This is a genomic window from Ammoniphilus sp. CFH 90114 (genome assembly GCF_004123195.1).
Lineage (GTDB): Bacteria > Bacillota > Bacilli > Aneurinibacillales > RAOX-1 > YIM-78166.
Window position 1 is genome coordinate 261,635 of sequence record NZ_SDLI01000004.1, and the last position, 17,666, is coordinate 279,300.

The window sequence follows — 17,666 nt, forward strand, 5'->3', positions numbered from 1 at the left end:
TTGTATCCTTCTTAAGTCTAAAACGGAAACAGTAACGGTAATACGATTAAGGTAATGATCCCGATCATCACCTGGAGCGGCAATCCAACCTTTACAAAATCTATAAACTTATAGCCACCAGCCGTCATCACCAGGGCATTCGTGGGTGAAGCTACAGGTGTGGCAAAAGCCATGCTTGCAGCGATAGAAACCGTCATAAGTAAAGGATAGGGACTTACTCCCATATTGGTTGCTGCCGTTATAGCAATCGGGGCAAACAATACAGCGGTTGCTGTATTACTAATGAACTGACTGAAGATATTCGTTAAGAAATAGATTCCAGCGAGTACTGCAATGGGTCCGTAAACTCCCAGGTTTTGTACAAGTCGTTCTGAAATGAACGTGACTCCCCCTGTTTTTTCTAAAGCTGTTGCCATAGGCAGCATCGCTGCTATTAAGACGACACTCTCCCAGTTAATACTGCTGTATGCCTCCTCAAGATTGCGCAAACACCCAGTTAAGACCATGAGAAAAGCAGCAACTAGAATCGTCGTTACCGCTGGAAGAATCTCAAGCGTCATCGTTACCAACATGGCTACCATAATCAAGGCTGCCACCGGTGCTTTTCCATTCGTAGCCGCTTTACTTGCTTCCTCCTTCGGCTGACCTACAACCACTACGTCTTTTGCTTCCTGAGCAAGCAGTTCAATGTCTTCCCAACTTCCTTCCACAAGCAGGGCATCCCCGAATTTGAGCTTTTCCTTCGTAAAATCCTTTAACAACATTTCCCCTCGCCGATTTAATCCCAGGACGTGGACTTTGAAGCGTTCACGAAAACGCGTATCAAGGATCGTTTGATTCAATAGACTGGAATGAGGCGTCAACAATACCTCTACGATGCCAATGCCCTTACGATTAAATACTTTTTCTGATTTTGACATTCGGTCCGATAATAAGAAAAGTCCGTAGTGATTGATGAGCTTCTGCATGTCGATCCGTGCACCTTGGACAAAAAGAATGTCGTTCTCAGCAATCATAGTTTCTGGTCCAGCGAGGATGTGTTTACCTTTTCGCTCGATATGTAAAACATAGATGCCAAAAGTTGCAGGAAACTTTAACTCCAACAGTCTCTTTCCTACGATGTTAGAATCTCGACCTACACGGATCGGATAAACTTGATCCGACAGCTGATAAAGGTTAGCCAGATTGAGAGAGTCAGGGAAACCCGTTCTCTTTTGTTGGTAGTCTGCTATCGTGGTCTGTGGCAACAGTGAACGACCGATAAAAACCATGAAAAGTAACCCGCAGACTAGGATTACAATTCCCATGGGAGTAAAATCAAAAAACGAAAAGGGTTCTAACCCGTACTTTACCAACACTTGGCTAACCACAAGATTCGGTGGCGTTCCAATAAGAGTCAGAACTCCTCCCAAGCTGCTAGCGAATGACAAAGGAATAAGAAAACGTGAGGGATGGATATTTAAATTCACAGAGAGACTGACAATCACCGGAAGCAAGACGGCTACTGTTCCTGTATTGCTCATGAAGCCACTAAAGATCGCCACCGTAACCATAATAACGGTCAATAACTGCGCTTCATTGTTTCCGGCAAGCCTTAGAAGTGAGTTCCCCATCATCTTAGCTAGACCCGTCCGAAATATCCCCCCACCTACAATAAATAACGCTGCGATCATAATCACAACCGAATCAGAAAAACCTGCTAACGCTTCCTTAACATCAATAATCCCAGCTAACAACAAGCATAACAAGGAAGCAACAGCAACGAGATCAGCCCTCCACCGCCCCCATACAAATAAGACTGTCGTAAATATAAGAATAAAGAAAGTAACCCACATCTGATAAGGCATAAACGAATCGTATATCTCCCCTCTTGATTTAACATCATGCCCATTGGAATATTACTCCATTTCCCCTTCCTCTATTATATATCAGAAGGAATAAGACAAAAAGAAATAAGCACGAGCAAAAAGCCCGTGCATTTCCCTTAGTCAAAACGGATATCAATTTGTACAATCTCGGATCGACTGCCAATTCTGATTGGAGGACCCCAGAAGCCAAAACCAGAGGATACAATGACATGCAACAAACCTTTCTTTAAGTATCCCCAATCTAGTTCATACATTTTTTTCGTGATGAGATGATTAGGTGCCATCTGACCCCGATGGGTATGTCCCGATACCATCAGATCAATGCCATGTGCTCGTGCTTCATCCAATCCATAAGGCTGATGATCCATTAGAAGAAGGGGCCGGGCTGGATCAAGTCCGGTTAATAGATCATTTAACTTTAGTCGATTTTTTTCCGTTCGATCTTTTCTTCCTATAACATAAAACCCTTCTTCTATTTCAATCGCTTCATCTAATAGAATCTTTATATTGATTTTTTCCATTTGCTCTATGAATCGCGGGATTTTCCCACCATAATATTCGTGGTTGCCAAGCACCCCAAACACACCAAGTGGGGCCTTCAGTTGCTTCATTACTTCTCCCATATTCTTACGGATAAAAGGTTCCGGGTCATCATCAATAATGTCACCTGGCAATAGAATCAAGTCAGGATTGAGTTCATTTACTCCCTTTACCAATCTTCGCAAATGCGCCTTACCAGAAAGAGTGCCGAAGTGCATATCGGAAGCCATCGCGATACGAAGCTGCTTGAACGGCCCCGCCTTCTTAGGGATATGAATATCATATCTTCTTACGACCGGGCTGTGTGCATTAAATGTACCATAGGCAAAAATCATAAAGAAAATAAAAATCGTCAGGTAGCCAGACCAAAAGATACTCGTCTCTAGGGGTATGGAAAATCCATAGGTACTCATGATGACTAAAATATTGACTATGGGTAACAGGAGAATGGCATATTGAAGGATGGCCATCCAATAGGAACCTATCATTCTAAATATCGAGAAACGATGGCCGAATCGACTTAAAAAGTAAGCAAAAGCTATAAATCCAACGATTAAGGCATAAAGGCCTGGGTACTGGAATTGAAACACGGTTTCGAGCCAGACCCATCCATTCCAGCCAATATAAAAAACGAGTAAGGAATAAAGGGTAAATATCCCAAGGACACTTCCTGCCATCTTTGAACGTTTCACTTAGAGATTTCCTTGAAGAAACTTGGATAAAATGATCCAGGCATCTTCTGAAGCTTGTTCATGATAGTTACGATGTCCCTTCAGAAAAAAACCGTGTCCTGGTTCAGGATATAATTTATATTCAGCGATCTGACCTCTTACTTGAAGAGCACGACACATGTCCACGGACTCTTGAGCATCAAAGATTGAATCCTGTTCACCATGAACAAAAAGCATGGGTATCTTAACTTTATCCGCTAGATCGATAGGAGAGACTGGTTTTTTATGATCCAGAACAGGGTAATAAGCTTGTCCGTAAAATGATACTGAGACTTTAAGTTCCTCTATATTTGCTCCAGATAGCATTGCAATGCTTCCACCGCGGCATATCCCAATGAGACCTAGTCTATTGTAATCTACTCTCTCATTTTCCTTGAAGAACTCAATAGCTTGCCGAATTCCCTCTACAATATCTTGATCGGACGGATCCTTTTCTTTTGATTGCCATCCATGAGCTAATACGACATAACCTAGTGAAGCTAGTCGACGGGCAAAGTTGATGTCCATTTCCTGCAACCCAAAGATTCCATGAATCGTGACGATCGCCGGAAGCTTGCCCATCGCTTCTGGTTGACATAGCACGGAAGAAAACAACGTATTCTCATTCTCGTAGTTTACCTGTATGACGTTTACATCCAGTTCAGAAGATTTCATTCGTATGTGCCTTCCTTTTCCGATTTTGGGCTTGTGGGAGATCATAGCCTTCTTCTATCTTATTAGAAAAGGGGTTTTGGAATCAACTTGGTGATGCTGGGAATGCGCTAGGCATAAAGAAAGTGCCTCAGAACAAGTCTGAGACACCTTCCGGTTATTTTTTCACTTCTCCCTCAACCATCTCCGCGAGTTTATCCACATCCTCCATGGTATTACAATAGTAGGGTGAAACCCGAATCCCCCCGATACCACCGATCGAACGCAAGGAAACATAAATTCCTTCCGCTTCAAGCTTACCTAGTAGACGCCGTTCTTGCTCTAGACCTCCTGGAAGGGAGAAGGTCACAATCCCAGAACAATGGATACTTTCACTTCCCCCTAGAATATACTGTTGAAGGCCAAGAGTCTTCAGATGACTCTTTAACCGTTCCGTTAATTGAAGGGTGCTCTTTGCAATGAGATCCATCCCCTTCTCTTGGATCTCCTGGACCGCGGCCCTTAATCCAACCGCTCCCATCCAGTTTGGGGTCCCACTGGGCTCATACTTTCTCGCCTCTTCTAAAGGGATAAAGCTATCGAATGCCGTCCTGGTGCGACTTTGCAGATAACTATCCCAGCCTTCCTTAGGCTCATGCACGTTCAGATAGCCGTCAAAAGAGGGATGACAATTCTCCGCTAGTGCAGGATGTACATACATGATGCCTAATCCGAATGGATTCCCTAGCCATTTATGTCCTCCCGCACAATACGCATGTACGGGAGTATCTATTAAGTTTCTTGGAAGCACCCCTAGTTCCTGAATCCCATCCACCATCAGAAAGGCCTGATTAGATTCTGCCAATTCATAGAGTCCCTGTAAGTCCGTGCGATAACCACTGACTTCCTGTACCGCACTGACCACGAGCACCTTGGTGTTCCGATCCATGACAGACTCAAAATCTTTTACCCCTACTTGCCCGTTGGATGTAACCACTTTCCGGATGTCAAATCCTCTTATTTTCTGCGCCTGTTGCCAAACTAAGGTAGAACTCATAAACTCAGTGTCTGGAATGACAACATTATGATGTTTCTCCAGTTGTAGACCAGATGCTAATGTACCGAGACCATGTGTCGTATTATTTACAAGAGCAATATGTTTACTTTTCACACCTAGCATCTCGGCAGCTTGAATTCTTGCTTGTTCCACCTCTTCAAACAGCTTAAGCGTTTGTGCGGTTCCAGGCAGTTCCCACTGGCTCATCTTCCTTATGGCCTCGGCTACGGCTGACAGCGTGGACGGGGCCGGACGCCCCATACATGCATAGTCCATATAACGAATTCGCACTTAAGCCTCGATCGTCTGGCCCGGAATCGCCTGAACACCTTGCAATTCCTTCGCTTCTTCATGATAAGTCTCGCTGTCAATAAAATCTCTTCCCCAACCGCTGAAGGCAGCGAAGATCGTCACAATCATTAAGGCCCAACAATAAAACACAAACGGCATCACTCCGACGGGGTTAAATCCTATTGCATTTGCGTCTTTTACCAGATCACCTACAAAGGCAAACGGAATTAATACAGCCACACTATATGGCAAGAAGCCAATGATAGATGTGGAGCAAGCATCTAGCAGATTACCTCGACGCCATGGTGTAATTTTAAACTTATGTCCTAATCGCCTCACCCAGGGTCCAAGCATAACCATCGTTGGTGTTCCAGCTGTGGTAAGAGCATTAACCACTAAAGAAACGAATACGATAGCTACTTCGGCTCTCTTCGGAGTAGTGGCAAACTTTTCTGATTTCTCCATTAGCCATTCAATAAACCCGCCTCTTTGCAAGGTACCAATCATTCCCATTAGGAAGACGGTAAACACAACAACTCCAACCATACCATTAACCCCATTAATAATAATACCCGTCGCAGAAAACTCAGCTACATTCACATAGAGAATATCTGACCATTTCAGCAATCCCGTTACTAGTCCAATAAGGAAACCAAAAGCTGTACTATATAATAAACCGGTCACAAAATGATGACCTCTAACCATTAAAAAGATGAGAAGAATAGGGACGAGTAACATAACAAGACCGTTTGGTTGTAATTCCATGTCAGCTGCTGTCGCTACGCTTCCAGATTCTCCGAAAGCAAAAATAACATAGAGCAGTAGCGTGATTCCTCCCGCGACGGCCGCATACTTCACTCTTGATCTGACCACCTTATCCACTGTCGTCCCTTGGGAGTAAGCGGATACAATGGTAGTATCGGAGATAGGAGCTAAATTATCACCAACAAACGAACCCCCAATGATCGCTCCAATAAGTAGTACCGGGTCAGCTCCTAAAGCATAACCGACAGGAAACATAATAGGGCTTGTCGCAATTAGTGTCCCTACGGCCGTTCCTGTAGACATAGAAAGAATCGCTGCCACCAAGAACGTAATTAAAGGGAACCAGGCAGCACTTGCACCTACTTCAAGAAACACCCAAGCAAGTCCTTGGATAATCCCAGTAACACCAAGCAACTTGGCCATAATACCGGCTAAGAACCAGGCAAGCATCATGATGGCTAGCATATTCGAGCTAATACCTTCGACTAGCGCATCGACATAGGTCTTTTTATTTTTGGCAAGGAGCATTCCAAGAAAAATGCCTAACAACGCCATAGGCCAAAACGCTTCTGGGAGAGCCGCGCCATTCACACCTAACCATAAGATTCCGATAAACATGGCACAAAAAGGAATAAGAAGTACAGGAACACCGCCATAAAACTCGAGGATCTGTTTGTTTGAATTTTTCATACGCGCCTCCTTTTGTAAATGAAGTATTTGTCAAGCCCTATCCTTTAGTATCGAACCCTAGTACATCCCCCCTTTCATCGTCCATCTCTACTAAACCTTTATTTCCTCACAGAGAACATCGATAGCCTTCTTAACATCTCCTTCGGTATTATAGAAATGCGGAGCAATTCGAATGACATTTAAACGGGAAGCGACAATAATTCCTCTTTGTTTCATTCTTTGTTCCACTTCGCTGGCATTCGGTACAAATATAGCTGTATTAGAGCCTTTAATCTGAACATCAAGTGGGCTTCTCACGGCCAACCCTCGCTCAGCAGCATATTGAAGAGCAAATCGTGATAGTTTCTTTAAATGAGGTTCAATCCTATCCATCCCCACTTCGAGAAGGAAATCGAGAGCTGCTTGTGCTGCAAATCCGTTGATCATCGGTGGGGTCCCTGCATCAAACTTTCGTGCCCCTTCCGCAAACTCCAGTCGCTCAACATCAAAGGCAAATGGATTCTCTTGACCAAACCAACCTGTTACTCGTGGCTGAAGTTTCTTCGCCACCTCTTTGTTGACATAAAGAAAAGCAATACCGGGTATTCCCAATAAGTATTTCTGTAGCCCCGTTGCTAGAAAATCAACCCCCATCTGTTTTACGTCAATCTTTACGTTGCCAGCGGACTGATAAGCATCCACGAACAAATAGGATCCTTTCGCGTGAGCGATTCTAGCGATTTGCTCGATATCCTGCTGAAATCCGTTGTAATAGGACACATGAGAAATAGAGGTGATAAGAGTATGATCCTCTATATTTTTTTGATAGGCTTCGAGAGGAATTTGACCTTGCTCTGACGAAATAAAATTTACAGTCATATCCTTTTGCGCGAGCCACACGTGGCCAATCGTGGGAAAATCCATATCTGTAACGAGGACTTGGTTCTTATCCCCCTTAATCTCGAGGCTTGTTGCAATAGCGGATACCGCATGGGAGACAGAAGGAACCACGGCCACTTCTTCTACTTCCGCATTAATTAAACGAGCGAAAGATACCCTAGAAGCCTCGACGGCTTCCATCCATCCCATCCAATCCATGCCCTCCTTCTCCCAGGAGTCCATATATTGGTTGATCGCCTTCTTCACCCTCATACTTAGTGCACTCTGGGAACAACTTGAGAGCTGAACCTGATGTTCAAGAATAGGAAATTCTGCCCGATAATCAGACAGTTCGATCGATGACATCTGCATCACTCCTCATTAACGTAATTTTTTATTTCATACAAAAGGAGGCAAAAATGAAAACCAAAACCCTGATCACTGAGTATGATTCCTTATCCCCCTGGCTAGATGAGCTTCCCTTTCAATGGACAACGTTAGAAAAAGAAGGTCAACTGATCGAGTTGAAGAAAGGTGAGGTGATCTTTCATAGCCACCAGCCATCCGAAAGCGTTTACATTGTTAAGGCTGGTCGAATTCGACTCTTCTCTGTTTCTGAGCTAGGTGATGAAAAAGCCATTGCTATCATGGGGAGGAACGGACTGTTAGGCGAATGCAGCCTCTTTCAGGAGAAAACCTATTCAACGAATGCCGTTACAGCAAGCCCCTCTCAACTCATTAAACTTACTGCAGCAACCTTCATGAAAGAAGTCTTGCATGATCCTACATACTGTCTCCAAGTCTGGGAGATGATGAGCGTGAAGATTAGACTGCTATCTTTTCATACCACACAACTCGCCTTTCGCTCGTCTTTCCAGCGTACTACTGATATGTTCCTGCAACTTGGGCTTACCTATGGGGATAAGTTAGACGCAAACCGAATTCACATCACCATCCCGTTCACCCACCAGGAGATGGCCAACTTAGTTGGGGCGACCAGAGTCACCATCGCCAATCATATCAGAAGCCTGCTCGAACTAGGGGTCATATCTAAGTCAGGTAAGGAATATACGATTCAAGATCTGTCCAAACTATTGCAACATGTGAATCATCCTCGCTCTTTCCTTGATTATAAAAGAGAAGAAGAAAAATAAATGTAAAGGATTTTACAAAACTAAAAATACTCTATAAAATTTATATTTACAGAAAAAATAGGATATGTTTACTAAAAACAAAATTTGAGCAAAGTTTGCTTAAATTTCAGGATCTTCCTTGCCTTCGGAGATTGCATGAAGCATATTGGTAGATAAAAAGCCCATAAATCAGGACCAACAGAGCCTAGCTTGATGTTGGCTCCTTCTAATACTTTTTGGATTTGACTATGCTACCGAGCACGTCCTTCAATAATGCTTCGACTGATAGCGAACCAACTCTCTTAAACCCCGTTGATTTGGACAGGGAATAAAGCTTGCTTTGAGTAATCCTTGACGGAGCAGTTTGGCAATCTGTTCCGCATCCTTCACATCGGTTTTGCGGTCTGGAACAGTGCTGAGCTTTATTCAATATCTCCCGCTTTGAGTAAATTCACAAGTCATTTCGAGCGTCGATTCGCATAGCGATTCAGGCGTTTCTTTCTGTTGTTTTACATGGTTTAATTCCATATAAAATGAAGTGTGAATATAAGTTGTTTTTTTTACTAACGAACTGGATTGCTTAAAGTTAGTCTTAAAGCGAGCCTCATTCGAACAGTTCAAGCAGAAAATAGCTCTCGCCTGTCAGAATACGAGCCTCATTCGGACAGCCCAAGCAGAAAATAGCTCTCGCCTGTCAGAATAAGAGCCTCATTCGGACAACTCAAGCAGAAAATAGCTCTCGCCTGTCAGAATAAGAGCCTCATTCGGACAGCTCAAGCAGAAAATAGCTCTCGCCTGTCAGAATACGAGCCTCATTCGGACAGCTCAAGCAGAAAATAGCTCTCACCTGTCAGAATACAAGCCTCATTCGGACAGAGCAAAGCGATAAAAGCTTACGCTTGTCCGAATGCAATCTATTCCTCCATCGATTCGAGTTCAATAACACAAAACAAAATTAAAAAAGGGCTTCTTCCAACATAACAGTTGAGAGAAGCCCTTCTTTTGTAGTTTTTTATGATGTTATTTCGCACTTCTAAACGGAACCTGTTACTTCATCAGAGAACCTCTAGCTCTATTTAACCTCTACGCTTTCCTGCGTTAATTTTCTTCTCACTTCATCTGGTATCGGATACGCCTTGAGTATACCCTCATCAAATTTTACCCATCCACGCAGCTCATGTCCCTTGCCTGTTAATTCTTCTCCTCGATAGACCTCATGAACTAACTTGAATGTTTTTTCATTCACTTCGGCCACCCTTGTTACGACACGAATCTCATCATTATAATAGAGGGGTTTTCGGAACGTACACCCAACATCAATGATGGGGAAGGCAATCTTTTGCTCCTCCATTAACTCTTTAGGTGCTATCCCAAGCTTTTTAAACAAATGAAACCAACCGATATCAAACCATTTAAAGTAATTGGGGTAGTATATGATCCCAGCCATATCGGTATCTCCCCAATAAACATTTAGGTTCACCGTGTTCTCTACCATCCGCTTTCAAACTCCTCCCTATCTATCTTTTATTTTTTAGGTACAAGGGCTATAGGACGAATCGGACTTCCACTACCGTTTGTAATTTTTAATGGTGTAGCGATAATGACAGAGCCACGTGGCGGCAATTGATCGACATTAGCCAATTGAGCCAAACCATATCGGTTCGCTTGATGCATATAAAAATGATTGGGGAAAGGTGGGTCAAAAGTAGCAGCAATCCCGGCATCGGTTCCCACTGTCTCCACACCAAAACCAAGGATATTTCTTTCTTGAGCTAAGAAAATAGAAGCTTCAACTGTTGTCCCAGGAGTATGGGGCATACCATCCTCACCTATATTAAAGAACTTTTCTGGATCCTGACCATACTTCCCCCAGCCTGTGTAGAGGATAACCCAGGAATGATCTGGAATACGTCCGTACTTATCTTCATACGCCACAATATCCGCAACAGTCAGACAATAATCAGGATTCTCGGCACTTTGCTGACTGATGTCGATCACACAAGCTTCTCCAATCATGTTCTTTGCAGGCATAGAATCGACGCTATCACCTTCTTTACCAGAGATCCAATGGTTAGGAGCATCAAAGTGAGTACCACAGTGCTCGCCGGCAACAAAATCATTCCAATACCAGGCAGGGCCCGCATCGTCATATTGGGACAATTGAATGTATCTGAATCCTCCTGTATTCTTAAATGGTTCTGGAAGTTGAATCACAGGTGTACTTTCGTTTAATGGTTGGGCAAGATCTACTACTTCGACCTCCCCGTTAATAATTCCCGCCATAAGATTGTTAATTGCTTGATTTGAACTCATCCCTTATTCCTCCCCTTTAACCATTCAAGAAATTGTGCTTCGTCCATCGTCTTCATGACTTGCTCTATCTCAAGGCGTCTATGCCATGCTGCCTTTCGCGACTTCCCATAATACTCCTCATGAACCACTTGGCCCTTCTGATTTTTTACGAACAGCGTGGTCTTCCCTAATCGAACGGCATCACCCGCCCGAAACAACATTTCAAACAAGGCGACAAACGGCTTCCTCCAAGCATGAGAGGTTGCTTCTATTTCAACGAGATAAGGCGTTCCGTTCTTCGTTACAGTTTGCATAGCTTTTCCAACCTTTTATAATTGCTGTCTACAATGCCTTGCAACTCAGAGATCTCTTCTGGACTAAGATGGGCATACTTTTGCATCGATTGGGTGTAATCACTGATAGGGCGTCTTTTCCACACTTTGTGCGTAAGCTTGAACTTCCCATTTTCACACTCCCATAAAGGGTAAAGGTTCGTTTCAACAGCGATCTTCCCCACTTCGATCGTTTTCTCCGTAGGAAACTTCCACCCTGTTGGGCACCCGGAGTAAAGATGAATGTAGGACATCCCATTCTTCACTTGCATTGCTTTCTTCAGTTTTTCAATATAGTCGGGTAGAAAGGATGGATTCGCTGTCGCCACATAAGGGATCCCATGCTGGGCCATAATCATGGGCATATCTTTTCCCTTCTGTGACTTTCCTCGGCTGCCATCTCCAATCGGAGTGGTTTGGGTCCATGACCACTTCGGAGTCGTTCCACTCCGCTGTACCCCTGTGTTCATATAAGCTTCATTGTCATAACAGATATAGATAATATTCTCTCCACGCTCTGCAGCGCCAGATAAGGATTGGAAGCCTGCGTCAGCGGTTCCTCCATCCCCTGCGAAAGCTACGACATTAATATCATCCCGCCCCTGCCTGCGGTAAGCTCGCTTAATTCCTGCTAACATGGCGGCCGTATTATCTAACAAGGGGAAGAATACCGGAATCTTCGTACCCGCCCCCCCCTGGAACCCTACCACTCCAATTCCACCCATACATCCTGGAGGAATCGCAAGAATGGTGTTCGGTCCTAGGATACGAAGCGTGGTTCGAAGCGCGAGTTCAGCATGACATCCAAGACAAGCGGAGTTCCCGGGAGAAAGCATATCCTCGACCTTGGTAATTTCCTTGTACGCTTCTTTTATTTGTTTTTCTTCATTAAATATAAAACCAAAGCGCTTCTTCGTAAAAAACGAATCATCCTTTACAAGGGTTGGCTTCGCTCCTTTCGGAATGGTTGAAAAGTTGACGTTATCTCTTTCCCCATCTTTTACTCCCATCAGCTAATCACCCCTCTCAGCAACTCATCGTCCTGATCATCACCCATCATTTTTCGCAGTTTACTCTGGTCAAGTTGTTCAAAATCAATAGGGTCTAGTCCAAACCACGTAACGTCCTTCCATTTACCACCGTTAGCTACGTATTGAGTTAATAGGACCGCATCTCCAATATTGGCCAGCGTCACGTCAGAACCACCTAATCCACCGATAAAGTCCAGCATAGGAGGCATTTTCTCTCCTCCGAAAGCCTGTTTAACTTCTAAGTAGCTGATACCAAATCCAGCTGCAAAAGAAACATTTCGATCGATGACCCCGATGGCTTTCACCTTAGATAAGATCTGCTTTACGGCTTCAACAGGGAAAGGGCGAAGAACTCGGATACGAAGCATTCCCACTTTAATTCCCTGCTCTCTCATTTGATCGATGACGACTCTCGCCGTTCCAGCGGGACTTCCTAAGCAAACAATCGCTATCTCTGCATCTTCCATGCGATAAGTATCGATCATCCCCCCGTGGTCACGCCCAAACTTTTCTGCCCATTCCTGTCTTACCTCTTCTATTACTTCCTCAGCTCGTTTCATTGCGGTTACTTGCTTATGCCGGAATTCCGTTAACATAGGTCCTGCTGTCAGGGGATCTACCGACATAGGCTTTGCTGGATCAAGCTTTAAGTGGGAAATATCCGACGCTGGAAGAAATTGATCCACCAATTCTTGGTCCGGAAGCTCTACTCTTTCAGCCATATGCGACAAGGAAAATCCGTCATAACATACATTGACTGGAATCAATACTTCCTTGTTTTCCGCAATTTTATAAGCTTGAACGACAGTGTCTAGAATCTCCTGAACCGTTTCACACCAGATCTGAATCCATCCGGCCTCGCGAACCGTAACAGCATCCTGTTGCCCACCCCATACGGTTTGTGGGGAAATCACTTCTCTGGTGACTAAGGCCATTACAATTGGCATTCTCATGGTACTTGTGCGAATATAAGGTTCATACATCAAGGCTAATCCCTGTGAACTCGTTCCGGTAAAGGTTCTTGCTCCCGCTAACACTCCCCCTTGGAGTACACTGAGAGCGCTGTGCTCGCTTTCCACTTCTACTAGATCAGCATCAATCTCCCCGTCAGCCACATAGGTTGCTAGATATTCTACTAGAGGGGTTTGTGGAGTAATGGGGTAGGCTGCAAGCAGTTCTACTCGAGCGAGTTTTGCTCCATAGGCTGCTGCCTTATTCCCGTTTAAGACATCAATTTTCCCCATCTTACTCGTCTCCCCTTTCCTCATACATGGTAATGGCATTGGCAGGACAAACCTCAGCACATATACCGCAGCCCTTACACCAGTCCAGATCTGTATCATAGTGGGTGGAGAGTTCAATCTTACAACCTACCGGGCAATACATGTAACAGGCAGAGCATCGTTTGCACTCATCCGGGTCTGTCACCGGACGCTGATAGCGCCAAAGCCCCGTATTCACCACATAAAGCCCACGACCAACAGACGCAATTTCCTCTCCCGTTTCCTTATACTGAACTTCCGGTTTCACAGTAAGCTTCAATTTTTTCTCACTTCACTTTCCTTAGGACTTCTTCTCGCTCGGCTACAACCACTTCCTCATAACCTCTCGCCACAGCTTGAATGTTCTTGTCAATGATCTTCTTGGGGAACGCCCCTAATATCGCTTCTTTCAGAGATTCTAAGCTTACAAGTCCTGTTGCGGCAGAGAAAGCACCAAGTACAATGGTGTTCGTAATCGGGGCATTAAAGATATCTAAAGCGATACGATTCGCATCGACTGTGGCAATCATCTTGAGCCCCGCGGGTGCACCTTCAAACCCTCTTGGCTTGCGTGAGTTCAGTATGGCAAAACTATTATCCCGGATTCCCTCATAGACAGGAATTTGGGCAAGAAGCGATTCATCAAGGACGATGATGCCGTCCGGTTCATAAACCTGAACTCGCTCCCGTATAGGTTTACTATCCAGCTTAACAAACGCCTGCAACGGGGCCCCTCGTCGTTCAAAGCCATAAGCAGGTATGGATTGACCAAAGTTACCCTCACGAACCAGAGCGTGTACAAGTAACTCTGATGCCATGACCGCTCCCTGTCCTCCTCGACCGTGAAAGCGTATTTCCTTCATAACATCACCCCTCTTTCCTAAAGTTTATAACGTTTATATATATTTAAAATATTAATGATTTAACATTTATTCAGAAAATATTGTTTATACTCTATTTCTTAAGAAGCTTCTTCGCAATCATATAGCCAGATCCCCCATGCAACGCCGAACCCGGCCATGTTGCAGCTCCAATCATGTAGAGATTGTTAAAAGGTGTGTTGAACCTTGAATATCCTGGGAATGGACGGAACATAAAGTTCTGATCAAAATGATGACTTCCTCCAATGCACCCCTCCCGCAAATTGGGATTCTCTCTCTCTAAATCCTTCGGAGTCATCGTATGTACCCCTAAGATCTTTGACTCGATTCCTGGAGCATAGCTGGCGATTTTCTTAATGATTCTTTCTGTGTATTGCTCCTTAATCTCATCCCAGTCCGTCCCTTTAATCTCTCCAGCCATATCCCCCTTGATCTCATAAGGAACAGTCCGCACTTGAACCCATAAGGTGTGTTTACCTTCTGGAGCCCGTGTAGGATCGACCGCACTTTGTTGTCCGACGACAACTAGTGGACTCTCCGGCAACATGCCAATGTTCGTGGAATACGCCGTCTTTTCAATGTCTTCTACAAATGGAGCTAGGTGTACATAACAAGCATTGCCTAATTCACTTCCCGCTTCCCAACCTGGATCGCCATCTAACGCAATGTCCAATTTCATCTGGGCATGACCATAACGATAACGTTTGACCTTTTTCACAAAGCCGGTAGGAAGGTGAGATTCTCCGATTAAATTCAAGTAGAGTTGCTTGGGCTCCAGACCTGCAATGATGGCCTTGCGAGCCTCCATAACATCACCGTTAGCTTCGATTGCTACCGCTCGGTTATTACGAATATGAATCTTGGTCACAGGAGTATTCCGATAAATCTTTCCTCCGTAGGCTTCAATCATTTTACCGAAGGCTTCCGGCATCTTCCCGCTTCCACCTTCGGCAACAGGATTACCCATAACTTGCAAGGCAGCCATAGTCGAATAGGCAAACATAGCACCAAAGGCCGTGTTTGGATCAAAATCTGGGTGGTACGCCCATGCCGTAAACCAAGACTGAACTTGCTGGTGCTCAAAGTGGGACATAGCCATTTGCTTCGGTGTCTTAGCTAAAGTCTGGCCGAAATCCATAAAGCGTTCTTTCCCCAGTTTCCTATAAAGAGCGTAAATGCTTTTGGCCGTCCCCCAAGAAGGAATCTCGTTATAGAGCAGGGAACCAAAACCATCTGCAGCTTCACCGAAAAAGTTAATCAGTTCCAACCAGGTTTCGGCATCTGCTTTTGATTTTTGACTTAACTCACGAATGGTGCGTTCGACATCAGAATACGCAGAGATACTTTCGCCACCAGGGAATAAACTAGCAAATGAGTGGGTAGCCGTTTTATACTTTAGTCCATAGGTCTCAAGTTCCTTCCCAAACTCCGCATAGATGGGAGATCCATAAAATAAAACATGGGATGCAGCGAAAGGGTCATGCTTAAACCCAGGAATCGTCAATTCTCTCGTTTGGCAGGCCCCTCCTATTTCGCTGTTACGCTCAACGACGGCCACCTTCCACCCCGATTTGGCTAAATAAGCTCCTGCAATGAGTCCATTGTGTCCTGAGCCGATTATAATTGCATCATACATAGTCAACTCAAACTCCCCCTCTACCCTAAAAAATAAGATGAACCCTTGATTATTTACTTTGAATCCCTATAATTAATATTGTAATCGCTTGCATAAGTTAAATTTTCATATTTTTCAATAATCTTATCATGTTCGAGGTTTGTGCTACTATTAATGAATTAACATTTTCCAACAATTTTGAGAGGGGGATTCCATGAACTCCTTACAATTTCAATGGGAGCCTTACATAAGGTTTGGTGAGGAACGACGCCTTAAGAAGAATAATATTTTATTCAGACAAGGAGAGACGGGACGTGGATTTTATTATCTCTACGATGGGATGGTTAACGTGAAGATCCTGTCATCAAAGGGAACCGAACGGATTGTCGATTACATTCCTTCTGGTTTTTTGCTTGGTGAACAAGGGATTCAAGAAGTTCCCTACTTCTCTACAGTTGTTTTGGATGTCGATTCTCTACTCTATTATTTTTCATTCGAAGCATTCCATCGTCTATGTAAGGAACATCCTGAGGCTGGTGAGATCTTTATGAACTCCCTCATCTATAAGGTCAGGCTTCTTGCTGAGACGGTTACTCTCCTGAACAGTCCGCCCGAATACCAGATGGCTCACTTTTTGTTCAAGCTACATCAGAAGCTAAATAGGACCGATCTCCCGATCAACCAAACAGCTTTAGCCCGCTACATTGGAACTTCACGGATTACCGTATACAAGATTCTACAACAATGGTTGAAAGACGACATGATCGAGATTTCTAACCAGACCATCCTTCTTAAGGACATTAAAAAAATCAAGTATATCCTCAACTTAGAGACTCCCGATAACACCAAATTACCGTCTATATAAAATATTTTAAATCTTTAAACTACATTGTTGTATTTCATTCCTAAAGGAACTATAATAGGCGAATAGAAGATTCTGCGAGCACATCAAACACATCTATCGGGGGAGGATGGTTTATGTCAGCCATTATGGGGAAGGTACGTCCTATGGGTCCATCATGGGATATACTGCTTAAGTACGCTAGTCGCCGTTTCTTGAAGAAGAAGACCACGATCTACAACCAAGGAGATGTTGGAGAAGGGTTCTACTACATCGACAAAGGTGCAGTAAAGATTGTCTCCTTATCTTCTGGCGGAGGTCGAATTTTAGATATTGCAGGACCCGGTACATTGATTGGCGAACAGGTCCTTGATGATAAACCCTACTTTTCATCAGCGATTGCTATTGAAGATACCGTTGTCTACTATTTTTCGAGAGACACATATCGTACGCTCGTGAAGGAGCATCCTGAGCTCGTTATCTTCTTTGCCAATCTCGTTATTCTCAAGGTTCGAATGCTCATCAATGAGATAAATTTGAAACCGCTTACTTCTGAGTACCAAGTCGCCTACTCCCTACTTAAACTAGCAGAATCCTGTAAGAAGATGGAGATTGATATTTCTCAACAAGAATTAGCCGACTTTACAGGATTAACTAGAATCACCATCTATAAGATTATGAAAAAGTGGAAGGAAGAAGAATGGATCGATATACAAAATCGAAAATTATTAATCCGTAAACCTGAAGCGCTTAAACAATATATTTCTGTTTCATAACCGAAAATGAGGGTCTCAATCTACACGATTGAGACCCTCATTTATCTCCAGTCAAAATTTCAGGGCCTTATCA

17 protein-coding genes and 1 pseudogene are annotated in these 17,666 nt (G+C 43.9%); 3 read left to right on the forward strand and 15 right to left on the reverse strand.

Annotated features, from left to right (window positions below):
* Positions 1 to 17 precede the first annotated feature (17 nt).
* The 6 genes from EIZ39_RS11455 to EIZ39_RS11480 all read right to left on the reverse strand — a co-directional run bounded on the left by EIZ39_RS11455 (position 18) and on the right by EIZ39_RS11480 (position 7,796).
* On the reverse strand, positions 18 to 1,847 hold the full coding sequence (locus EIZ39_RS11455; RefSeq protein WP_129200102.1) for an SLC13 family permease: 1,830 nt from the start codon (positions 1,845 to 1,847) through the stop codon (positions 18 to 20).
* 137 nt (positions 1,848 to 1,984) lie between these two features.
* Positions 1,985 to 3,085 (reverse strand): metallophosphoesterase, encoded by a 1,101-nt coding sequence (locus tag EIZ39_RS11460; protein WP_129200270.1) that lies wholly within the window; start codon positions 3,083 to 3,085, stop codon positions 1,985 to 1,987.
* Between the two features lie 15 nt (positions 3,086 to 3,100).
* Complete coding sequence (locus EIZ39_RS11465) at positions 3,101 to 3,793, reverse strand: dienelactone hydrolase family protein (RefSeq protein WP_164985038.1); 693 nt, start codon at positions 3,791 to 3,793, stop codon at positions 3,101 to 3,103.
* Between the two features lie 154 nt (positions 3,794 to 3,947).
* On the reverse strand, positions 3,948 to 5,117 hold the full coding sequence (locus EIZ39_RS11470) for an aminotransferase class V-fold PLP-dependent enzyme (RefSeq protein WP_129200104.1): 1,170 nt from the start codon (positions 5,115 to 5,117) through the stop codon (positions 3,948 to 3,950).
* On the reverse strand, positions 5,118 to 6,572 hold the full coding sequence (locus EIZ39_RS11475) for a Na+/H+ antiporter NhaC family protein (RefSeq protein ID WP_129200105.1): 1,455 nt from the start codon (positions 6,570 to 6,572) through the stop codon (positions 5,118 to 5,120). It lies immediately after the preceding gene.
* Positions 6,573 to 6,662: 90 nt separating this feature from the next.
* Positions 6,663 to 7,796 carry an aminotransferase class V-fold PLP-dependent enzyme gene (locus EIZ39_RS11480; RefSeq protein ID WP_129200106.1) on the reverse strand — a complete coding sequence of 378 codons (1,134 nt, stop codon included), beginning with the start codon at positions 7,794 to 7,796 and terminating at the stop codon, positions 6,663 to 6,665.
* 53 nt (positions 7,797 to 7,849) lie between these two features.
* On the opposite strand from EIZ39_RS11480, the gene EIZ39_RS11485 reads away from it, so the two are divergent.
* The gene (locus EIZ39_RS11485; RefSeq protein WP_164985039.1) at positions 7,850 to 8,584 is read left to right on the forward strand and encodes a Crp/Fnr family transcriptional regulator; all 735 of its coding nucleotides are present in this window, start codon (positions 7,850 to 7,852) and stop codon (positions 8,582 to 8,584) included.
* A 105-nt stretch (positions 8,585 to 8,689) separates the two neighbouring features.
* Here EIZ39_RS11485 and EIZ39_RS27865 read toward each other — a convergent pair.
* From EIZ39_RS27865 to EIZ39_RS11530, 9 genes and pseudogenes are all read right to left on the reverse strand, one after another.
* Positions 8,690 to 8,983: pseudogene (locus EIZ39_RS27865) on the reverse strand (IS110 family transposase); the annotation flags it as partial.
* Between the two features lie 652 nt (positions 8,984 to 9,635).
* A complete protein-coding gene (locus EIZ39_RS11495) occupies positions 9,636 to 10,058 on the reverse strand; it encodes an acyl-CoA thioesterase (protein WP_129200108.1) in 423 nt (140 codons plus the stop codon).
* A gap of 29 nt (positions 10,059 to 10,087) precedes the next feature.
* Positions 10,088 to 10,876: a cyclase family protein gene (locus EIZ39_RS11500; RefSeq protein ID WP_129200109.1), complete on the reverse strand. Its 789-nt coding sequence runs from the start codon at positions 10,874 to 10,876 to the stop codon at positions 10,088 to 10,090.
* Positions 10,873 to 11,169: a hypothetical protein gene (locus EIZ39_RS11505; RefSeq protein ID WP_129200110.1), complete on the reverse strand. Its 297-nt coding sequence runs from the start codon at positions 11,167 to 11,169 to the stop codon at positions 10,873 to 10,875. Before EIZ39_RS11505 ends, EIZ39_RS11500 begins: the two co-directional genes overlap by 4 nt.
* Positions 11,157 to 12,197 carry a thiamine pyrophosphate-dependent enzyme gene (locus EIZ39_RS11510; protein ID WP_129200111.1) on the reverse strand — a complete coding sequence of 347 codons (1,041 nt, stop codon included), beginning with the start codon at positions 12,195 to 12,197 and terminating at the stop codon, positions 11,157 to 11,159. The genes EIZ39_RS11505 and EIZ39_RS11510 overlap by 13 nt, the downstream gene beginning before the upstream one ends.
* Complete coding sequence (locus tag EIZ39_RS11515; protein ID WP_129200112.1) at positions 12,197 to 13,462, reverse strand: phenylglyoxylate dehydrogenase; 1,266 nt, start codon at positions 13,460 to 13,462, stop codon at positions 12,197 to 12,199. Before EIZ39_RS11515 ends, EIZ39_RS11510 begins: the two co-directional genes overlap by 1 nt.
* A 1-nt stretch (position 13,463) precedes the next feature.
* A complete protein-coding gene (locus tag EIZ39_RS11520; RefSeq protein WP_205668543.1) occupies positions 13,464 to 13,760 on the reverse strand; it encodes a 4Fe-4S binding protein in 297 nt (98 codons plus the stop codon).
* Positions 13,761 to 13,767: 7 nt separating this feature from the next.
* Positions 13,768 to 14,343, reverse strand: coding sequence for a 2-oxoacid:acceptor oxidoreductase family protein (locus EIZ39_RS11525; RefSeq protein ID WP_129200113.1), 576 nt, complete (start codon positions 14,341 to 14,343; stop codon positions 13,768 to 13,770).
* 91 nt (positions 14,344 to 14,434) lie between these two features.
* The gene (locus tag EIZ39_RS11530) at positions 14,435 to 15,997 is read right to left on the reverse strand and encodes a phytoene desaturase family protein (RefSeq protein WP_240675790.1); all 1,563 of its coding nucleotides are present in this window, start codon (positions 15,995 to 15,997) and stop codon (positions 14,435 to 14,437) included.
* A 193-nt stretch (positions 15,998 to 16,190) separates the two neighbouring features.
* On the opposite strand from EIZ39_RS11530, the gene EIZ39_RS11535 reads away from it, so the two are divergent.
* On the forward strand, positions 16,191 to 16,841 hold the full coding sequence (locus EIZ39_RS11535) for a Crp/Fnr family transcriptional regulator (RefSeq protein ID WP_129200115.1): 651 nt from the start codon (positions 16,191 to 16,193) through the stop codon (positions 16,839 to 16,841).
* Between the two features lie 113 nt (positions 16,842 to 16,954).
* Positions 16,955 to 17,593, forward strand: coding sequence for a Crp/Fnr family transcriptional regulator (locus EIZ39_RS11540; protein WP_240675776.1), 639 nt, complete (start codon positions 16,955 to 16,957; stop codon positions 17,591 to 17,593).
* Positions 17,594 to 17,666: the final 73 nt, after the last annotated feature.